General features: G+C 72.4%; 14 protein-coding genes. 9 read left to right on the forward strand and 5 right to left on the reverse strand.

What is annotated here, in order from left to right:
- The first annotated feature begins 277 nt into the window (after positions 1-277).
- Together WMF31_RS09440 and WMF31_RS09445 are read left to right on the forward strand one after the other, a co-directional pair.
- A complete protein-coding gene (locus WMF31_RS09440) occupies positions 278-1,465 on the forward strand; it encodes a glycoside hydrolase family 11 protein (protein ID WP_436601609.1) in 1,188 nt (395 codons plus the stop codon).
- Between the two features lie 371 nt (positions 1,466-1,836).
- A complete protein-coding gene (locus tag WMF31_RS09445) occupies positions 1,837-2,037 on the forward strand; it encodes a hypothetical protein (RefSeq protein WP_436601610.1) in 201 nt (66 codons plus the stop codon).
- Positions 2,038-2,126: 89 nt separating this feature from the next.
- On the opposite strand, the gene WMF31_RS09450 is transcribed toward WMF31_RS09445, so the two are convergent.
- Positions 2,127-2,474 (reverse strand): hypothetical protein, encoded by a 348-nt coding sequence (locus WMF31_RS09450; protein WP_436601611.1) that lies wholly within the window; start codon positions 2,472-2,474, stop codon positions 2,127-2,129.
- 107 nt (positions 2,475-2,581) lie between these two features.
- Positions 2,582-4,156: a histidine ammonia-lyase gene (gene hutH, locus WMF31_RS09455; RefSeq protein WP_436601612.1), complete on the reverse strand. Its 1,575-nt coding sequence runs from the start codon at positions 4,154-4,156 to the stop codon at positions 2,582-2,584.
- A 324-nt stretch (positions 4,157-4,480) separates the two neighbouring features.
- On the opposite strand from hutH, the gene WMF31_RS09460 reads away from it, so the two are divergent.
- The 3 genes from WMF31_RS09460 to WMF31_RS09470 all read left to right on the forward strand — a co-directional run bounded on the left by WMF31_RS09460 (position 4,481) and on the right by WMF31_RS09470 (position 7,924).
- On the forward strand, positions 4,481-6,211 hold the full coding sequence (locus WMF31_RS09460) for a hypothetical protein (protein WP_436601613.1): 1,731 nt from the start codon (positions 4,481-4,483) through the stop codon (positions 6,209-6,211).
- Positions 6,212-6,380: 169 nt separating this feature from the next.
- Positions 6,381-6,884: a biotin/lipoyl-containing protein gene (locus WMF31_RS09465; RefSeq protein ID WP_436601614.1), complete on the forward strand. Its 504-nt coding sequence runs from the start codon at positions 6,381-6,383 to the stop codon at positions 6,882-6,884.
- Between the two features lie 50 nt (positions 6,885-6,934).
- Complete coding sequence (locus WMF31_RS09470; protein ID WP_436601615.1) at positions 6,935-7,924, forward strand: D-cysteine desulfhydrase family protein; 990 nt, start codon at positions 6,935-6,937, stop codon at positions 7,922-7,924.
- Between the two features lie 85 nt (positions 7,925-8,009).
- Here WMF31_RS09470 and WMF31_RS09475 read toward each other — a convergent pair whose 3' ends face one another.
- The gene (locus WMF31_RS09475; RefSeq protein ID WP_129351667.1) at positions 8,010-8,798 is read right to left on the reverse strand and encodes an NTP transferase domain-containing protein; all 789 of its coding nucleotides are present in this window, start codon (positions 8,796-8,798) and stop codon (positions 8,010-8,012) included.
- Between the two features lie 142 nt (positions 8,799-8,940).
- On the opposite strand from WMF31_RS09475, the gene WMF31_RS09480 reads away from it, so the two are divergent.
- Positions 8,941-9,714 carry an acyl-CoA desaturase gene (locus WMF31_RS09480; RefSeq protein ID WP_129351665.1) on the forward strand — a complete coding sequence of 258 codons (774 nt, stop codon included), beginning with the start codon at positions 8,941-8,943 and terminating at the stop codon, positions 9,712-9,714.
- 193 nt (positions 9,715-9,907) lie between these two features.
- Here WMF31_RS09480 and WMF31_RS09485 read toward each other — a convergent pair whose 3' ends face one another.
- Positions 9,908-11,002 (reverse strand): hypothetical protein, encoded by a 1,095-nt coding sequence (locus WMF31_RS09485; protein WP_436601616.1) that lies wholly within the window; start codon positions 11,000-11,002, stop codon positions 9,908-9,910.
- Positions 11,003-11,127: 125 nt separating this feature from the next.
- Between WMF31_RS09485 and WMF31_RS09490 the strand changes: the two genes are divergently transcribed.
- Positions 11,128-12,045, forward strand: a complete 918-nt coding sequence (locus tag WMF31_RS09490) for a TIGR01777 family oxidoreductase (protein WP_436601617.1) — start codon at positions 11,128-11,130, stop codon at positions 12,043-12,045.
- Between the two features lie 687 nt (positions 12,046-12,732).
- Here WMF31_RS09490 and WMF31_RS09495 read toward each other — a convergent pair.
- On the reverse strand, positions 12,733-14,616 hold the full coding sequence (locus WMF31_RS09495) for a HEAT repeat domain-containing protein (protein WP_129351659.1): 1,884 nt from the start codon (positions 14,614-14,616) through the stop codon (positions 12,733-12,735).
- A 219-nt stretch (positions 14,617-14,835) separates the two neighbouring features.
- Here WMF31_RS09495 and WMF31_RS09500 point away from each other — a divergent pair, with 219 nt between their 5' ends.
- On the forward strand, positions 14,836-16,152 hold the full coding sequence (locus WMF31_RS09500; RefSeq protein WP_436601618.1) for a glycosyl hydrolase family 18 protein: 1,317 nt from the start codon (positions 14,836-14,838) through the stop codon (positions 16,150-16,152).
- A 229-nt stretch (positions 16,153-16,381) separates the two neighbouring features.
- Positions 16,382-16,912 carry a methanogen output domain 1-containing protein gene (locus WMF31_RS09505; RefSeq protein WP_436601619.1) on the forward strand — a complete coding sequence of 177 codons (531 nt, stop codon included), beginning with the start codon at positions 16,382-16,384 and terminating at the stop codon, positions 16,910-16,912.
- Positions 16,913-16,918: the final 6 nt, after the last annotated feature.

The raw sequence follows: 16,918 nt of genomic DNA on the forward strand, positions 1-16,918 counted from the left end.
TTCTTGCTTACATCTGAGCAGGCGCCCGGCCCCATCACACGGGGTGTTTGAGTGTGAGCATCTGTCCGACAAACATCGTGATTGCCAGGCATGTGGTCGGCGCAGGCCCGCGGGGGCATCTGTGATCATCGGGATTACCGGGATCACGGACACGCTGGTCGAAAAAATTTGAACTCTAACCAAAAGATCGGAGGGCTCGCGGGCGTCTCGATGGTTCACGACTCCGTCTCGAGCAGAGGCCCGCGACTCCGCCGGTCCGATCATGGAGAAACCTTAAATGCGCATCGCTCCCTTACTTGGCTACTTATCCGCTTCGATCGCATGCGGCCTGCTGGCGTGCAGCGTCGAGCACATCGAGGCCGAGGACATCGAGCTCCTGGACTCCGCGCTGGAGGGCCCGGACGGCTCGTCGGCGACCCTCGCCGTTCAGTCGAGCTGGCAAGATGGTTACTGCGCGGACGTGACGGTCAAGAACGCGACCGGCCGGGACGGCTGGCGCGTGGTGATCGGCCTCAACGGCACGACGGTGACGGGCTCGTGGAGCGCGAACTTCGATCCGTCCGGCTCGTCCGCCGGGCAGCTCATCGCCACGAACATGAGCTGGAACAAGGACAACGCGAGGTTCGGGTTCTGCGGGAAAGGCACCGGCAGGCCTTCGATCGTGTCGGTCACCGGCACCGGAGGCTCGGATAGCTCCACCTCCTCGAGCAGCAGCTCGAGCTCGTCGTCGAGCAGCAGCTCGAGCTCGTCGTCGAGCAGCAGCTCGAGCTCGTCGTCGAGCAGCAGCTCGGGGGCCGGCGGGGCGGGCGGCAGCGGCGGGGCGGGCGGCAGCGGCGGGGCGGGCGGCGGCAGCGGCGGCGGCACACCCAACACGTGCTCGACACCCGACCAGAGGGTCTGCAGCAATCAAACTGGCAACCACTGCGGCCTCACCTATGAGTACTGGAAGGACCAGGGGAGCGGATGCCTGACGAACACGGCGGATGGCTTCAGCGTCGAGTGGAGCAACATCAATAATCTGCTGGGGCGCAAGGGGATCAGGCCCGGCTCGAAGAATCAGATCGTGACCTACGACGCCGACTACCGGCCGAACGGCAATTCGTACCTGGGTGTCTATGGGTGGACGACGAGCCCGCTCGTGGAGTACTACATCATCGATAGCTGGGGCAGCTGGCGTCCCCCGGGCGGGGAGGGGTTCATGGGCACCGTCACCAGCGATGGCGGCACCTACGACATCTATCGGACCCAGCGGGTCAACCAGCCCTCCATCGAAGGTACCAAGACGTTCTATCAGTACTGGAGCGTCCGGAAGGAGAAGCGTACGAGCGGGACCATCACCGTCGCCAATCACTTCAATGCATGGGAGAGGTTGGGGATGAACATGGGGAGCTTGTACGAGGTCTCGATGGTCGTGGAAGGCTATCAGAGCAGCGGGTCTGCTGATGTGAGCGTCTCGATGAGATGACCGCCGAGCCTCCGCGGCTCGGGCTCGACGTCTCCGAGGCGTCTGGGCTCCCCTCTCCCTCACCGATCCTGGCGATCACGGCCAGGAACGCCTCCTGAGCCAGATCATCCACATCGGCCGGGCCCCCCAGCCCACGAGCCCGATCACGGCGCCCGTCTCGTCGACCGGGAGGGCCTTAGGGGCGCGCCGGGGGACGGGCGGCGGGCGGCTCGGTCCGCCGACCTGCCCGAGACGCCGCGCGCCCGTCACGGTCTGGCCCGAGACGCGGCGCGCCCGTCACGGTCTGATGGCAGCCGGCGCGCCGTTCGCTCCGCGTCCTCCGGGCTCGACAATCGACGGGGGTTCGATTAAGGGGGAGCGCCACATCGCACATGGATCTGGACATCGAGTGTCTGCGTGAGGCCAAGGTAGAGAACGTGGAGCGTCTCGCCCACGCGCTGGGCGTCAGGCTGCCCGAGCACAAGCGCCACGACAAGCGCGCCTACACCCGCGAGCTCATCCGCGTGGTGATGCAAGGCATCCGGCGCGACGCCGAGCGGGCGCGGGGCCGCAGGCTCTTCGGTCGCCGCTGACGAATCCAGCCGAGCGGCGGGGCCCGCGGCCCTTGTTCCCCGCCCCGGTCGGGCCGTGTCTGCTCTCGTCAGAGGGGTAGCAGTCCCCCCTACCGCGCCTGCGGCTTGCTGCGCATCGACAGCCGGCTCCCCGCGACGCGGCTCCGGGCAGCCAGGAGGAGCGGCGCCGCCGGCGTAAGCGGGTCGACCAGGTCGTTCACCTGCAGCATCGCCTTGTCCGTCACCCTCCACGCCGCCGCCTGACCCGACGCCCCCTGCTGGGGAGCCCCCGCCAGATCCAGCGCCCGGCTCAGCTCCTTGCCCACCCGGGCGATGCGCGCGAGGTCCTCCCGCGACGCCCCCCCGTCCTTGGCCGCCGCGTAGATCGCCCTCACCACGCCGAGCAGGTCTCGCACGGCATCGAATGGAAACGGCGGGGTGCTGACCGGAATGGGCACTGCGCCAATGTACAGCATCTCGCCGTTCGATGGAGCATTTGCATTCCGTTGACTCGAATCAAATTTCCAAATAATCGTCCCAGATGTAATTTATTTAACAGAAAAAATCAGTTGAGCGGTCCCACCGCCCGCTCGACCTCGGCGAGGAGCGCGCCGCTCTGGATCAGCTCGGCCACGGCGGCGATGTCGCGGTAGAGGGGGCGATCCTCGACGAGCCCAGGGACCACGCGGCGGATGGCGGCGTGGGCGGCTGCGACGCCCGCGCTCGGGCGCAGGGGGCGCCGCTGATCGACGCCCTGCGCCGCCGTGATGAGCTCGATGGCCAGCGCGTTACGGACGTTCTCGATCACCTGCGAGAGCTTGCGGGCGCTGATGCTCCCCATGCTCACGTGATCCTCGCGGCCGGCGCTCGAGGGGATCGAGTCGACGCTCGCCGGGTGGCAGAGCACCTTGTTCTCGCTGACCAGCGACGCGCTCGCGACCTGGGCGATCATGAACCCCGAGTGCAGCCCGCTGTTCGGCGCCAGGAACGGGGTGAGGCCGGTCGAGAGCGCCGGGTTGACCAGCTGCTCGACCCGCCGCTCGCTGATGTTCGCGAGCTCGGCCGCGGCGATCGCCGCCAGGTCCAGGGCGAGCGCGACCGGCTGGCCGTGGAAGTTGCCGCCCGAGATCAGCTCCGCGCCGCCCTCCCCGAGGAACACCGTCGGGTTGTCGGTGACGCTGTTGACCTCGCGCGTCAGCACCTCGGCGGCCCAGGCCACCGCGTCGCGCGTCGCGCCGTGCACCTGGGGCATGCAGCGGAGCGAGTACGCGTCCTGCACCCTCGGGCAGTCCGCGTGGCTCTGCATGATCTCGCTGCCGTCGAGCAGCGCGCGCAGGTTGCCCGCCGTGCCGGCCTGGCCCGGGTGGGGGCGGACGCGCATGAGCCGCTCGTCGAACGGGCGCTTCGAGCCCATGAGCGCCTCCAGGCTCACCGCGCCGGCGATGTCCGCGGCCGTGCAGAGCGCGGCCGCGTCCCGGAGCGCGAGCGCGCCGAGCGCGGTCATGTACTGGGTCCCGTTGATCAGCGCGAGCCCCTCCTTCGCGGCGAGCTCGAGCGGCGCGAGGCCGGCCTTCGCGAGCGCCGCCGCGCTCGGCATGAGCTGCCCCTCGAAGCGCGCCTCGCCCTCGCCGAGGAGCGCGAGCGCGAGGTGCGCGAGCGGCGCGAGATCGCCCGACGCGCCCACCGAGCCCTGCGCCGGGATGCGCGGGCACACGCCGCGCTCGAGCAGCGCCGCGAGCAGGTCGAGCACCTCCGTGCGCACCCCCGAGTGCCCGAGCGCGATCACCTGCGCCCGCAGGACGATCATGGCGCGCACCTCGGCCTCGCCCAGGTCGGGGCCGACCCCGCAGGCGTGGCTCCGCACGAGGTTCCGCTGGAGCGCCCGGATGTCGTGATCGGCGATGCGCGTCTCCGCGAGCGCGCCGAAGCCGGTGTTGATCCCGTACACCGCGGGCGCGGCGTCGCCCGCCGCCGCGATCGCGTCGATCGCGCGCCGCGAGGCCGCGGCGCGGGCGCGCGCCTCGGCGCAGATCGCCACCGGGCGGCCGCGCCGCGCGGCGTCCTCGAGATCCGCGAGCGAGAGAGGACGGCCCAGAAAGAGCGGGGAAACGGCGGGGGGGTGCGGCGCGGTGCGGGTCACGAGGGCGCACGCTAGGGCGGCGGACGCCGCGAGGAAAGGACACCCGCGAGGCCGCGCTCGGCGCTGTCCGGCCGCTCGCCTGGGGCGATCCTGGCCGATCCGTCCGGGCGCCTGCCCGGGGCGATCCGGTCCGGCGATGTCCGGCGGCGATCGCCTGGAAGGCGCGGAGAGCGCGGAGCGCGCGGAGCGCGCGGAGACCGGACCACGACCACCACGCTGGGGTCCGCGGCGACGGAAGAATCCGGTGCCCTGCGGAGATCGATCCGCCTATCCTCCGCGGGGCGCGCCCGACCGGGCTCGGCACGAGCGCGCCGCTTGCTTCCGATGCGCTTCACCTTGGCCCTCCTCGCTCCGCTTGCGCTCGCCGTCGCGCTCGCCGCGCCGGCCGCTGCTCAGCCCGCCGCGGGCGCCGCCTCGCCGGCCGCGGGCACCGCCACGCCGGGCGCCACCTCGCCGACCGCGGGCGAGTTCGAGGAGCGCTTCGTGCTGGAGACCGGCCGCGCGCCGTCGCGCCTGCCCGATCCGACCCGGGCGACCTTCTCGCTCCAGGGCGAGTACCAGCTCCGCTACCGCGCCATGAGCGCGCTCCGGCTCGAGGCGCCCCCGTCGGCGCCGAGCGAGACCAGGCTCGGGCAGCACCAGTACGTCGCCCACTGGCTGCGCCTCTCGCCGCGCTTCCATTACAAGGACAAGGCCTCCGTCATCGCGCAGATCGATGTCGTCCGGGGGCTCCTCGCCGGGGATACCACGCGGTACGTCGACCAGGTGCGCGACGCGCGCGCCTCCCTTTCGTGGTACGAGGTGCACCCGCGCTACCTCTACCTGGAGGTGCCGACCGAGATCGGGATCTTCCGGCTCGGCCAGCAGGGCGCGCACTGGGGGATGGGGCTCGTCGCCAACGACGGCGATCACGCGACGCTCTTCGGGGATCCCAGGCGCGGCTCGCTGGTGGAGCGCGTGCTCTTCGCCGCGACGCCGATGGGCCGGCATGCGCCGCTCATCGTGACCGTCGCGGGCGACGTCGTGTTCGAGGACGGCGCGGCCGACCTGCTCGGCAACGACGTCGAGGGGCAGGACGGGGGGGCGGGCGACCGGGCGCTCCAGGCGGTCGCGTCGGCGCTCTGGCGCGAGCGGCGCGGCGAGGTCGGGATCTACGCCGCCTTGCGGCGGCAAACGCGCGAGCGGCGCGTGAAGGGGAGCCCCGCGAGGTTCACCGAGGCGCTCACGGCGGGCGTGATCGACGTGACGGGCAAGTTCAACGCGCAGGTGCCGGGGGACGGCGGCGCCCACGTGTACGGCCAGATCGAGGCCGCGGTGATCCTGGGCTCGGCGGCGTTCTCCCCGCGCGACCCGGCGCAGGCTCCGGGCCCGGGGGCCGAGCGCGCGCCCGGCGCGGTGCGCTCGATCGGCGGCGCGGCCACGCTCGGCGCGGTGCACGTCGCCGGCCGCTCGCCGCGGCCGGGCGAGCGCTGGGGGCGCGTCGTCACCGAGATCGAGGCCGGCTACGCCTCGGGCGACGACGACCCCGGCGACGGCGTGTCGCGGCGGTTCACCTTCGATCCGGGCCACCACGTCGGGCTCCTCCTGTTCGACCACGTGCTCGCCTGGAAGACGGCGCGCGCGGCCACGATCCTCGAGCTCGAGGCGGAGCGCGCCGGCGCGGCGCCCGGGCCGGGCCTGAGGGCGCTGCCCTCCAGGGGCGGTATCTTCGGCGCCGCCTACGTGAACCCGCGCGTCGTCGTGCGGCCGGCGCGCTGGCTCGACCTGAAGGCGGGGGCGGTCATCGCGCACACCACGGCCGATCCGGTCGATCCGTACCGCGTCGCCGCGTCCGGTAGCCTCGCCAACTACGACGGGGGCGACCGGCGCCGCCGCGACCTCGGCGTCGAGCTCGACCTCGGCGTCGACGCGCGCATCGCGATGGGCAGGCTCGTCACCATCCAGCTCGGCACCGAGGCCGGCGCCTTCTTCCCCGGGGGCGCGTTCGACGACGCCGCGGGGATCCCGCTCTCCGATCAGTTCCTGATCGCCCTCAAGCTGGGCGTGCTCCACTGAGCCGGCCGGGGCTCGCCCGGCCTCCGGTCGAGCTCGCGCGCGACACGGCAGACGGGGGCCGCCCAGGGTGCTAGAGGGGCGGCTGCGCGACGGCGTCGAGGGGGCTCGCGCTCGCCGCGCGCCGCCGCGGAGGCGCGGCGGCGCCACCTGGTAAGATCAACGAGACGCGATGCGATACCACGTCACCCTTCCCTCCGGCCGAGAGATCCCCGTCGACGTCACGCACCTGCCGGACGGCCAGCTCGAGGTCTCGGTCGAGGGGCGCCCGCTGGCCGCCGACGTCTCCGGGCAAGGCGCGTCGCTGCACGTCCGCCTCGACGGCCGCGGCGTGGATCTCTGGCTGGCCGGCGCGCCGCCCGACGTGGACGTCGCCGCGAACGGCCGGCGCTTCACGGCGCGGGTGGAGAGCGAGCGGGCGCGGGATCTGCGCAGCGCAAGGAGCGCCGGGCCGGTCCTGGGCGAGGGGCTCGTGACGTCGCCGATGCCCGGCCGGGTGCTCAAGGTGCTCGTCCGCGAGGGGGACGAGGTCCTGGCCGGCGCGCCGCTCGTGGTCGTCGAGGCGATGAAGATGGAGAACGAGCTCGGCGCGGCCCGCGGTGGCGTGGTGAAGAAGATCTACGTGACCCCGGGCGCCGCGGTGGAGAGCGGCGCCCGGCTGGTCGAGGTGGGGTGACGGCGCCGGCCGCGGCGCCATCCCCGGGACAGAGAGACTGGAGAGAGACGATGCGCAAACGACTCGCGCTGGCCCACCTTCCGACCCCGATCCAGCGCCCGAAGCGGCTCGCCGACGCGATGGGCGTCGACCTCTACGTGAAGCGCGACGACATGACGGCGGGCCCGGAGGCCGGCAACAAGATCCGCAAGCTCGAGTACCTGCTCGCCGCCGCGCGGGAGGAGGGCGCGGACTGCGTGATCACCTGCGGCGGCCTCCAGTCGAACCACGCGCGCGCGACGGCGCTGCTCTCTGCCGGGCTCGGCCTGCGCGCGGTGCTGTACCTGCGCACCGCCGACGTGGCGGCCGGCGCGCCGTTCGAGGGCAACGCGCTGCTCGACCGGCTCGCCGGCGCGGAGGTCCGGCTGATCTCGCCGGAGGCGTACAGGGACCGCGAGGCGGTGATGGCCGAGGCGGCGGCGGAGATCCGCGCGGCGGGCGGCCGGCCGTACGTGATCCCCGAGGGCGGCTCGAACGGCCTCGGCGCGCTCGGCTACGTGCGCGCGATGGAGGAGATCCGCAAGCAGCTCGATCTCGGCCTCGCGGGGGGCAAGCCGTTCGACGTCATCGTGCACGCGAGCAGCTCGGGCGGCACGGCGGCGGGCACGGCGCTCGGCGCGGCCCGCTACGGGGTCGCCGGCGAGGTGCGCGCGATGGCGGTGAGCGACGACCGGGCGACGCTCGCGCGCGTCGCGCTCCAGCTCATGGACGACGCGCGGGCGCTCGAGCCGCACCTCGGCGCGCCGGCCCACCTCGTGGTGGACGACTCGGCCAGGGGTCCGGCGTACGCGGTGGCCACGCCGGAGCAGCGGCAGCGGATCGTCCAGGTGGCGCGGCTCTCGGGGCTCCTCCTGGATCCGGTGTACACGGGCAAGGCGTTCGCGGGGCTCTGGGACCTGGCCGAGCGAGGCGAGCTGGCGGGGAAGAGGGTGCTGTTCCTGCATACGGGGGGGCTGCCCGGATTGCTCGCGCAGGGGGCGAGCTTTGCGGATTCGATGTAAGCGGGGCGTCGCGCCCTGATCGACCACGTTCACGACCACGACCACGACCACGGCCACGTGGACGCGGACGGCCCCCGTCCCCCTCTCAGCCCCTTCCAGCCCCCTCTGCGCCCCCGCCCCCCCACCACCTCTCCGCCAGCCCCGCATCCTCCAGGGTATCGATCTCCATGTACCCCCCATGGGTATCCACCCTGTGCATCGCGCTGCCCCCCTCGATCATGTGCTGGAGCAGATCGATGAGGTACGCCCGGCGGAACGTGCGCCCCTCGCGGAACTCGGGGCTCTCGGCGAAGGCCGCGCGCGCGGCGTCGAACGCGGACAGGAACTGCGCGGCGCCCCGCGCGGAGAGCTTCATCACCCCGATGAACTCGCCCGCCGCGGACTCCGGAGCGATGCGGCGCGAGATCTCCACCACGCGGTCCCCGTCGGCGCGGAGCTTCTCGGCGTCCGTCTCGGGGTGCTGCGAGCGGCCCCGGTAACGGCGCCGCCAGTCCGTGTCGCACGCGAGCGCGATGTCGTGCGGAGAACGGACCAGCTCCGCCACGATCTCCGGGCGGTAGACGATGTCCGCGTAGGTCGAGACGAAGCCGCCCGCGAGGTGCTCGCGCGCGCAGAGCAGCGAGAGCAGGATGTTGTTCTGCTCCCAGTCGCGGTTCTCGACGTACGTCAGATCCGGGTACGCGGCGCGGATCACGCTGGCCTTGTAGCCGCAGACGAACACGATGTCGGACCGCTTGAAGCCGCCCGCCGCCAGCGCGTCGAGGATGCCGTCGAGCATCGGACGGCCGAGGATGGGGACCAGCGTCTTCGGCAGCTCTTCCGTCAGGTGACGCAGCCGGCTGCCCCGGCCCGCCCCGATGATCACAGCCTTCACGACATGCCCGTTACCACGGACGGGCGCGGGCGATCGTCGAGGACATCACTCCCGCAGAAGAAACGCCCGGTGCCTGCGCCCATTACGGAATCGTGACCGTGCGCTGACCTGTCGCCGCGTCCCCCCGGGCTAGAAGCGAACCATGGAGATCGTGATCGTTCTCATCGCTCACTCGACACTTTCGGTCTTTTTCCAGACCTTCTTCCTTCACCGGTACGCCTCGCATCGGATGTTCACCATGTCGAAGCGCTGGGAACGGATTTTTCACTTCCTCACGTACCTGACCCAGGGCTCCTCGTACCTCGTCCCCTGGGTCTACGCGATCTTGCACCGCATGCACCACGCGTACAGCGACACGCCGAAGGACCCGCACTCGCCGCGGTACTACAAGGAGCCGTTCGCGATGATGTGGGATACGGCGAAGCGCTACGACGAGATCTACGCGGGCACGGCGAACGTGGAGCCGCGGTTCCTCGGCGGCTACCCCGAGTGGCGCACGCTCGACCGCATCGGCAACTCGTGGATCAGCCGCCTGGCCTGGGGCACGGGCTACACGTTCTTCTACATCGCCTTCGCCTCGCACTGGTGGCAGTTCCTGTTCCTCCCGCTCCACTGGACCATGGGCCCGCTGCACGGCGCCATCGTGAACTGGTGCGGCCACCGCTACGGCTATCGCAACTTCAACAGCGATGACGATTCGCGCAACACGCTCGCCCTCGACTTCGTGACGCTCGGCGAGCTGTTCCAGAACAACCACCACAAGTACGCGATGAGCCCGAACTTCGCGGTGCGGTGGTACGAGATCGACCCGGCCTATCAGGTCATCCGCGTGCTCGCCTGGGTGGGCATCCTCCAGATGCCCGACAAGCGCCAGGTCGCCCGCCTCGAGCCCGAGGTCGCGCGGGCCGAGGGGTGAGAGCCGCCCGCGGGAGGGGGAGCAGCCCGCCGGGCGCTCCCTGGAGGGGCTGGAGTGCAGGCGAGCCACAACAGGGGCTCGCCGGAACGCAAGCCCCGGAGGGGAGCGCCCGGCGGGCTGCTCCCCCTCCCGCGGGCTACGGTGATCGGCTGGAGGTGAGGCGGTGAGGCGCGCGCCCTGCGCGCGCGGGGGATCACGCGAACAGCAGCCGGAACGCGTCGGGGACGTCCTTCGCCGAGAGCCGCGCCTTGCGCTCGTTGAACTCCGGCAGGCAGGCCTGGTAGGCCGCGTCCACCCGCAGATCGCTCCCGTCCCAGCTCGGGCGCCACACCTCCATCGTGTCGCGCGCGAGCTCGAGGATGTCCTTGAACTGCCCCCGCTCCTTCAGGATCTGCGCGCTGAGCGCGTACATCAGGAGCCCTCCAGGGATCGCCCCGAGCGCGGTCGTCGCCAGGGCGGGGTAGCAGATGCGCGCCGTCCGCACGCCGAACCGCTCCCTCATCTCCCCCATCGTCTTGCGCTGCAGGATCTTCGAGCCGGCGAGCGGCCCCACCGCATAGACCGGATCGTCGCTCGGGAAGTCGTAGTCGCAGAAGGCCACCACGCTCTCGCCCTTCGCGAGCAGCCCCGCCGCGGCGAGCGGCTCGGCCCAGAGCATCGACGACGTGCCCATGAACTTGTTCGTCCGCTCGATGTCGGCGTCGTTCGCGACCTCGACGTCGACGAGGCCGAGCTTGCGGAGGTTCTCGGGGCGGGAGAAGTCGGGGACCTGGAGCACCGGATCGAACGCGACGTCGAGCTCCTTCACCTTCGTCGGCCCGTGCTCCGCGTACCGCTTCGTCGCGCCGTTCGCGATGCCGTTCACGAGGTGCACCGCCCGGTACCGCTCCTTCAGCGCGGCGACGACCTCGTCGATGACCTGCGGCTTCGTGGCGTCGCCGTTCCAGAAGCGCGCCGTGAGCCCCTCGGCCGCCGCCGCCTCCGTGATCGCCTTCACGTGGTGCGGGCCGATCTGCATCTTCTCGCTGTCGAAGTGCACGCCGAAGACGGCCGCGCGCTCCCCGAAGAGCAGCTGCAGCGCGAGCGCCCGGGTGATGCCGTTCGAGCCGCCCAGGATCAGCACCGCGGTGTCCGGGGCGATGCGCGTCCCGGCCGGGCTGATGCGGGCGCGATGCGCCGCGAGCTGCTCGGCCGCCACGCGCGCGCCGTGCTCGGCCAGCGCCCCGACGAGTGCACGGCGATCCAGGCCGCCGAGCGGTAGCTTCTTGAAGGTTTCTAGGTCGTCCATCACCACCTCCTCTTACCGTCTATCGTGCTCCGCGTCACGACAGGAGCGCCCTGGTCCGTCCGCCGCACCTCCTGCGCTTCCGTCAGCGCGCTCCGTCTCCGTCCAAGCCGTGATAGAAGGATCCCGTGAAGACGGTTCTGGTCACCGGCGGCAGCGGGTTTATCGGGCGCGGTCTTGTGAAGGCGCTGCTGGCGCGGGGGGATCGGGTGACGGTGCTGACGCGCGACGTGCAGCGGGCGCAGGCGGCGCTGCCCGGGGCGCGGGTGGCGACGTGGGACCCCGAGCGGCCGGGGCCGTGGTTCGAGGAGGTCGACGGGGTGGACGGGATCATCCACCTCGCGGGCGAGCCGATCGCCAAGCGCTGGACCGAGCCGGTGCGGCGCCAGATCGTGAACAGCCGCGTCGAGACGACCCGCCTCATGGGCGAGGCGATCGGCAAGGCCCGGCGCAAGCCGGGCGTGTTCGTCTGCGCCTCGGCCGTCGGCTACTACGGCCCGCAGCCGGGCGACAAGGTGCTCGACGAGAGCGCCGCGCCCGGGGAAGGCTTCCTCGCCGACGTCGTGGTCCGCTGGGAAGAGGCCGCGCGCGCGGTCGAGGCGCAGCACGGCACGAGGTCGGTGCAGCTGCGGATCGGCGTGACGATCGGCGAGGGCGGGGGGGCGCTCGACAAGATGATCGCGCCGTTCAAGCTCTTCCTGGGCGGGCCCATCGGCGACGGGACCCAGGTGATCTCGTGGATCCACGTCGACGACGTCGTGGGGCTCACCCTGCTCGCCCTGGACAACGAGGCGGTGCGCGGCCCTCTGAACGTGACGTCGCCGAACGCGGCGACCGGCGAGGAGGTCGCGCGGGCGCTCGGCGTCGTGCTCCACCGCCCCTCGTGGCTCCGTGTGCCCGAGGCGGTGGTGAAGCTCGGGCTGGGCGACGCGGCCGAGATCATCACGACCGGACAGCGCGTCTATCCCCGACGGGCGGAGGAGCTAGGGTACACGTTCCGCCGCGCCGACCTCGTGCCGGCGCTCCAGTCGATCTTCGGCCGCTGAGCCGCCCGCGCAGGGCGACCGCGCCGAGACCGCGGCGAGGGCGACCGCGCGCGCGGAGAGCGCGCTGCGCGCGGCCCGCCGCCGCGGAAGGCGTGAGCAGCTGGGCGCCGCGGACGGTGGCGCGGCGCCCAGCTGCTGGCACGCGCAAGACGAGCCGCCGGCGGCGCTCTGAGAAGTCGACCCTTGTCGAGCAGCGCACCACCGGGAGCTCGGACGGCGTTTTCCCAGCGCTCCCCCAAGCGCTCCGTCCGCTTCAAGGATTACGACATCGCGCGCCGGGAATCTCTCGGGATGAGTTGGATTGGCGCGTGCAGGGTATCCCGACTCGACCGTGCCGTGGAGCCCCGGAGCGGTCGATGCGATGTGCAAAGTCGTTAAGGAATCTCCTTGCCGCGCTGCGTAATCGCGAGATTGCTCGCGAAGATGACGAGTCCAGCGCGCGAGGAGGGGGGCATGGGGGCGCAGGTCGCGGCCCCTGTCCTGACAGCGCGCTACCACGGCGCCGCCCCGGTGTGGAGGCCCTTCGTGACCGGCGAGCTCGCACGTGCGGCGCCGCCCGTTGCCGCCGGGGGGCTCACCGGAGGGGCTTTCGTGCAGGCGAGCCACCAAGGGGGCTCGCCGGAACGCAAGCCCCGGAGGTGAGCCCCCCGGCGGCAACGGGCGGCGCCGCACGCGCGCGGGGCGCGATCAGGCGTTGATGCCGCGGCCCTGGAGGATCTCCCGCACCACGGCCTGCGTGGAGCTCGGCAGCTCGGCGAGCGAGCCGCGGGCGAGATCCACGAACTTCATGCCGCGCGCGCGCTTGAGCGCCTCGACGGCCGCGACGCGCTCCTCGCTGCCCTCGTGCTGGAGGATGCCGAGGAGCATCTCGGCGGCCTCGAGGGTGTCGATCTTCGCGATGGCGCGCACCGCGCTGGCGCGCACGGCGGGCGCCTGCGCCTCGCGGTAGATGCGGGCGAGCGGATCGAAGGCGTGGGGGAAGTGGATCCCCTCCAGCGCGCGGGCCGCCTCGTGCACCACCGTGGGGTCAGGATCCGCGAGCGCCTCGCGGAGCGTGATGAACGTGCGCTTGTAGAAGAAGCGCGAGAGCGCGCGGGCGACGGCCACCCGGATCTTCGGCTCGGGGCGGCGGAACAGGTGCTCGAGCGGCGAGAGGATCGTGTAGAGCTCCACGGTCGCGAGCTGCTCGGCGAGCGTGACGAGCTGCTGCGCGGGCGCGCGCTCGGGTGCCGCGGACGCGGGCGCGCCGTCGGGCGCGCTCCGCTCGACGCCGAGCGCCGTCAGCCGGGCGAGCATGGCGCGGCGGCGGGTGACCTCGGACCACTGCGCCGGGTCGAGCACGATGTCGCCGCACGCCTGGCTGGCGCTGCCGGCCTGCTCCCACTCGACCAGATCGATGTGCCAGACGTCGGGGAAGCCGAGCTCGTGGCGGAGGTGCGCCGGCAAGGGCGCCGCGTCGATCGGCAGATCCTGCGCGTCGACGTAGCGGGCGCCGGCGCGGGCGTAGTGGCCCTTGCGGGCCTCGTCGATCGGCAGGGCCGTGAGGGCGCGGTAGACGCCGCCCACCTTGCTGTACTGGCCCGCCTCGCCGAGCGCGATCACGGCGGCGAGCAGCGCGTTCTCGGCGATCTCCGGCGGGGCGGCGCGCCGCTGCGAGACGGCGGACACCTCCTGCCAGAGGCGGGCCTGCGCGAGCACGGCGAAGTTGGCGACGGCGGCGAGCCCCTCCTTGCGGGCGTAGGCGGCCATCTCGCGGGCGAGCGTGGCGGCGGCGGCGATCTCGCCCTGCCGCTCGGCCACGGCGACCGCCTCCTCGTAGGACTGGAGCGCGTAGTAGCGCAGGTGGTCCTCGCGCAGGATGCGGATGACGTTCACGTAGCCCTCGAGGACGTGCTCGAAGGCGCCGCTCTCGCGCCCGACGGCGATGAGGACCTGGTAGCAGTCGAAGGCGCGCTCGCGCTGGCCGATGGTCTCGTACCGGTCGGCGGCCTCCTCGAGCAGGTGGACGGAGGCGAAGACCGCCTCGCGCGCCGCCGCGGCGTCGCCCGTCCGGAGCGAGGTGCGGGCGAGGTTGAAGCGGGCGAGGCCCGCGGCGTAGAGGTCGGCGCCCGACGAGGAGAGCAGCTGGGCGAGGCGCGACCAGAGCGCGCGGGCGCGGGCGAAATCCTGGCCCCGCTCGCGGGCGATCGCGGCCTGGGCGACGAGGCCGGCGGCCTCGTACTCGTCGGCGGCGCGGGCGTAGAGCCGCCTCTGCCGCTCGGGGTCCTGCTCGCGCTCGGCCCAGGCGAGCGCGGTGCGGGCGCGATCGATGGGCGGGACGTGGGGGACGAGGGGGCGCTGGGTGAGCTCGCTGCCCGCGTACCAGGCGACCGTGAGGGCGGCCCTGGGCTCGCCGAGCCGGACCAGCACCTCGCGGAGCTCGTCCGTCATGGCGACGTAGTCCTCCTCGCGGGCGATGGTGTGCTGGAGGGCGCCGAGGAGCGCGTCGCGCGCGCGGACGAGATCGTTCCTGGCCAGCGCGGAGCGGGCCTCCTCGCGGAGCTCGTGCAGGGGGCGGACGCCGGGGCTCATGCGGGCAGGAGAGGGTAGTACACCACGAGCGTCGCGGCCGCGCGGCGATGGAGGAACCGTGAAACGGCGCATCGCGGGTCCGCCGTGATGCGGCCCGCGGAACCGAGAGAACCCGGCTGTCGATGCGCCGGCGCGCTGCTAGAGAGCGGCCGTCGAGGGGGGCGGGCGGCGTCGGCGCGCCCGCATGTCGGCTCCTGGATTCGAGGGAAGAACATCGAGATGAAGGTGCTTCGCTGGGTTGGTTTGCTCACCGCGGCCGCCGCGGCCGCGGTCTCCTGCGGGGATGGCGGCGCGCGCACGTCCGTGCAGCCGGAGGCGAGGCGCGCGGCGCCGCGCGTGACGGCGTCCGCCGCGCGGCTCTGCGGCGCGTTGCCCGCGGCGGAGGCGCCGGCCGCGCCGGCCGGCGGCGCGCCGCGCGCGACCGAGGCGCTGGCCGCGCGGGCCCCCGCGCCGCGCGAGGAGGCCTCCGGCGATCATCGCCTCTGCGGGTGGCTGCACGAGTTCCTCGGAGACCCCGAGTCCAGCGAGCTCGGATACGACACCTTCGCGGCCCACGCCGCGGCGTTCGACGCCGTCCACCCGAAGTGGTGGCGCGTCGCCTCGCCGACCACGTTCGAGAACCACCCGCGCGGCAGGGAGGAGCCGTACGCGGGCTTCCACGACCGGCGCGTCCTCGACAACACGACGCGCGGCGGCAGGCCGACGCGGCTCGTCCCGCTCATCGCCGCGGTCGACAGGCCCGATGTCGCCGCGGTGCACGCCATGATCCACGATCCCGCGCTCCGGGCGGAGCACGTGGCGGGCGTCGTGGCCCTCGTGATGGACAACGGCTACGACGGGATCGACATCGATTACGAGCACCTGTCGTCCGCGCTCGGGCCGGGCGAGACGATCGAGGCCGAGCGGGCGGCGTTCTCGGCGTTCATCGACGAGCTCGCGCGCGCGCTCCACGCCCGCGGAAAGACGCTCTCGCTCGCGGTGCCGGCGGTGACGTCGGCGCGGGGCGTGTTCGATTACGAGGCGCTGAGCGCGTCGGCGGACCAGGTGCACGTGATGGGCTACGACTACCATTGGGGCGGCGGCTCCCACGCGGGGCCGGTCGCGCCGCTCGGGTGGCTCGAGCGGACCATCGCGCACATCGGGGCGCTGGACGGCGGCGCGCGAGCGCCGAAGTTCATCTTCGGCCTGCCGAACTACGGACTCGTGGGGCCCGAGGCGCCGGAGGACGAGGGGACCGTCGTGGGGTGTGAGCCGCTGACGAAGTGCCTCGAGCTCGCGGGCGAGCGCTACGAGACGAGCACCGGGCACATGCGCCGCTGCGGGGAGGACGGCGGAGCGCCGGTCGAGGCGGGGAGGGCGCCGAACCGCGCCCTGGCGAGCGGAGATCACCTCTTCTTCGAGGATCTCGCGTCGCTCGAGGAGAAGGTCGCCGCCGCGAGGCGCGGCGGGCTCGGCGGGATCACGTACTGGAGCATCGGCGGCGAGCCCGAGGGGGCGGCGTTCTTCTCGATGATCGAGCGCCACTTCCCGAGGTGATCGCGATCGTCTCGAGGGCGCCTCGGACGGGCCGCGCGGTCGCAGCGACCGATGAGCTCGTCACTTTCTGCTCCCTCGCGCATCGAGCGCTTGAAGCTGTCTGCCGCCTGGACCAGCCTGTGAGGCTGCGCTCGTGGCGCCGGGCGCTCGCCGGGACCGGCGAGGCCCTCCGGCGCCCCGCAGAGAGCCCGCTGAACCTCCGTTTTCTTCTCAACCACGGAAGAGGCCGATGTCTCAGTCCTCGCAGCTCAAGGTCATCGCCGCGGATGTACCGCTGAACCGAGACGTCTTTCTGCGCGCGCTCCTCCGCGAGCTGGCCGGCACGCTCGAGGACGTCGTGGGGCTGAAGGAGGCCTCGGGGTTCATCAGCGTCGTGGGGCAGCACATCGGGCTGCAGATGGACCGGGATTACCGGGCGGCCCTCGCGGTCCCGCAGCTCACCCGGGAGCAGGTCGCCGCGGTGCTCGTGGATCTCAAGCGCCGCATCCAGGGCGATTTCCACGTCATCGAGGAGGATGACGAGAAGATCGTCCTCGGCAACCGCGCCTGTCCCTTCGAGGACAAGGTCGTGGGCCGGCGGTCGCTGTGCATGATGACCTCGAACGTCTTCGGCGCGATCGCCGCGGAGAACCTGGGGTATGCCAAGGTCGAGCTGAAGGAGACCATCGCGCAGGGGCATGGCGGTTGCCGCGTGGTGGTCTACCTGCAGCCGACGCCTGCCGCCGTGACCGCAGAGGGGAGAGAGTACTTCCGCGGGTAAGCGGTG

Source organism: Sorangium sp. So ce1036 (genome assembly GCF_051369805.1).
Classification (GTDB): Bacteria; Myxococcota_A; Polyangia; order Polyangiales; family Polyangiaceae; genus Sorangium; species Sorangium cellulosum_F.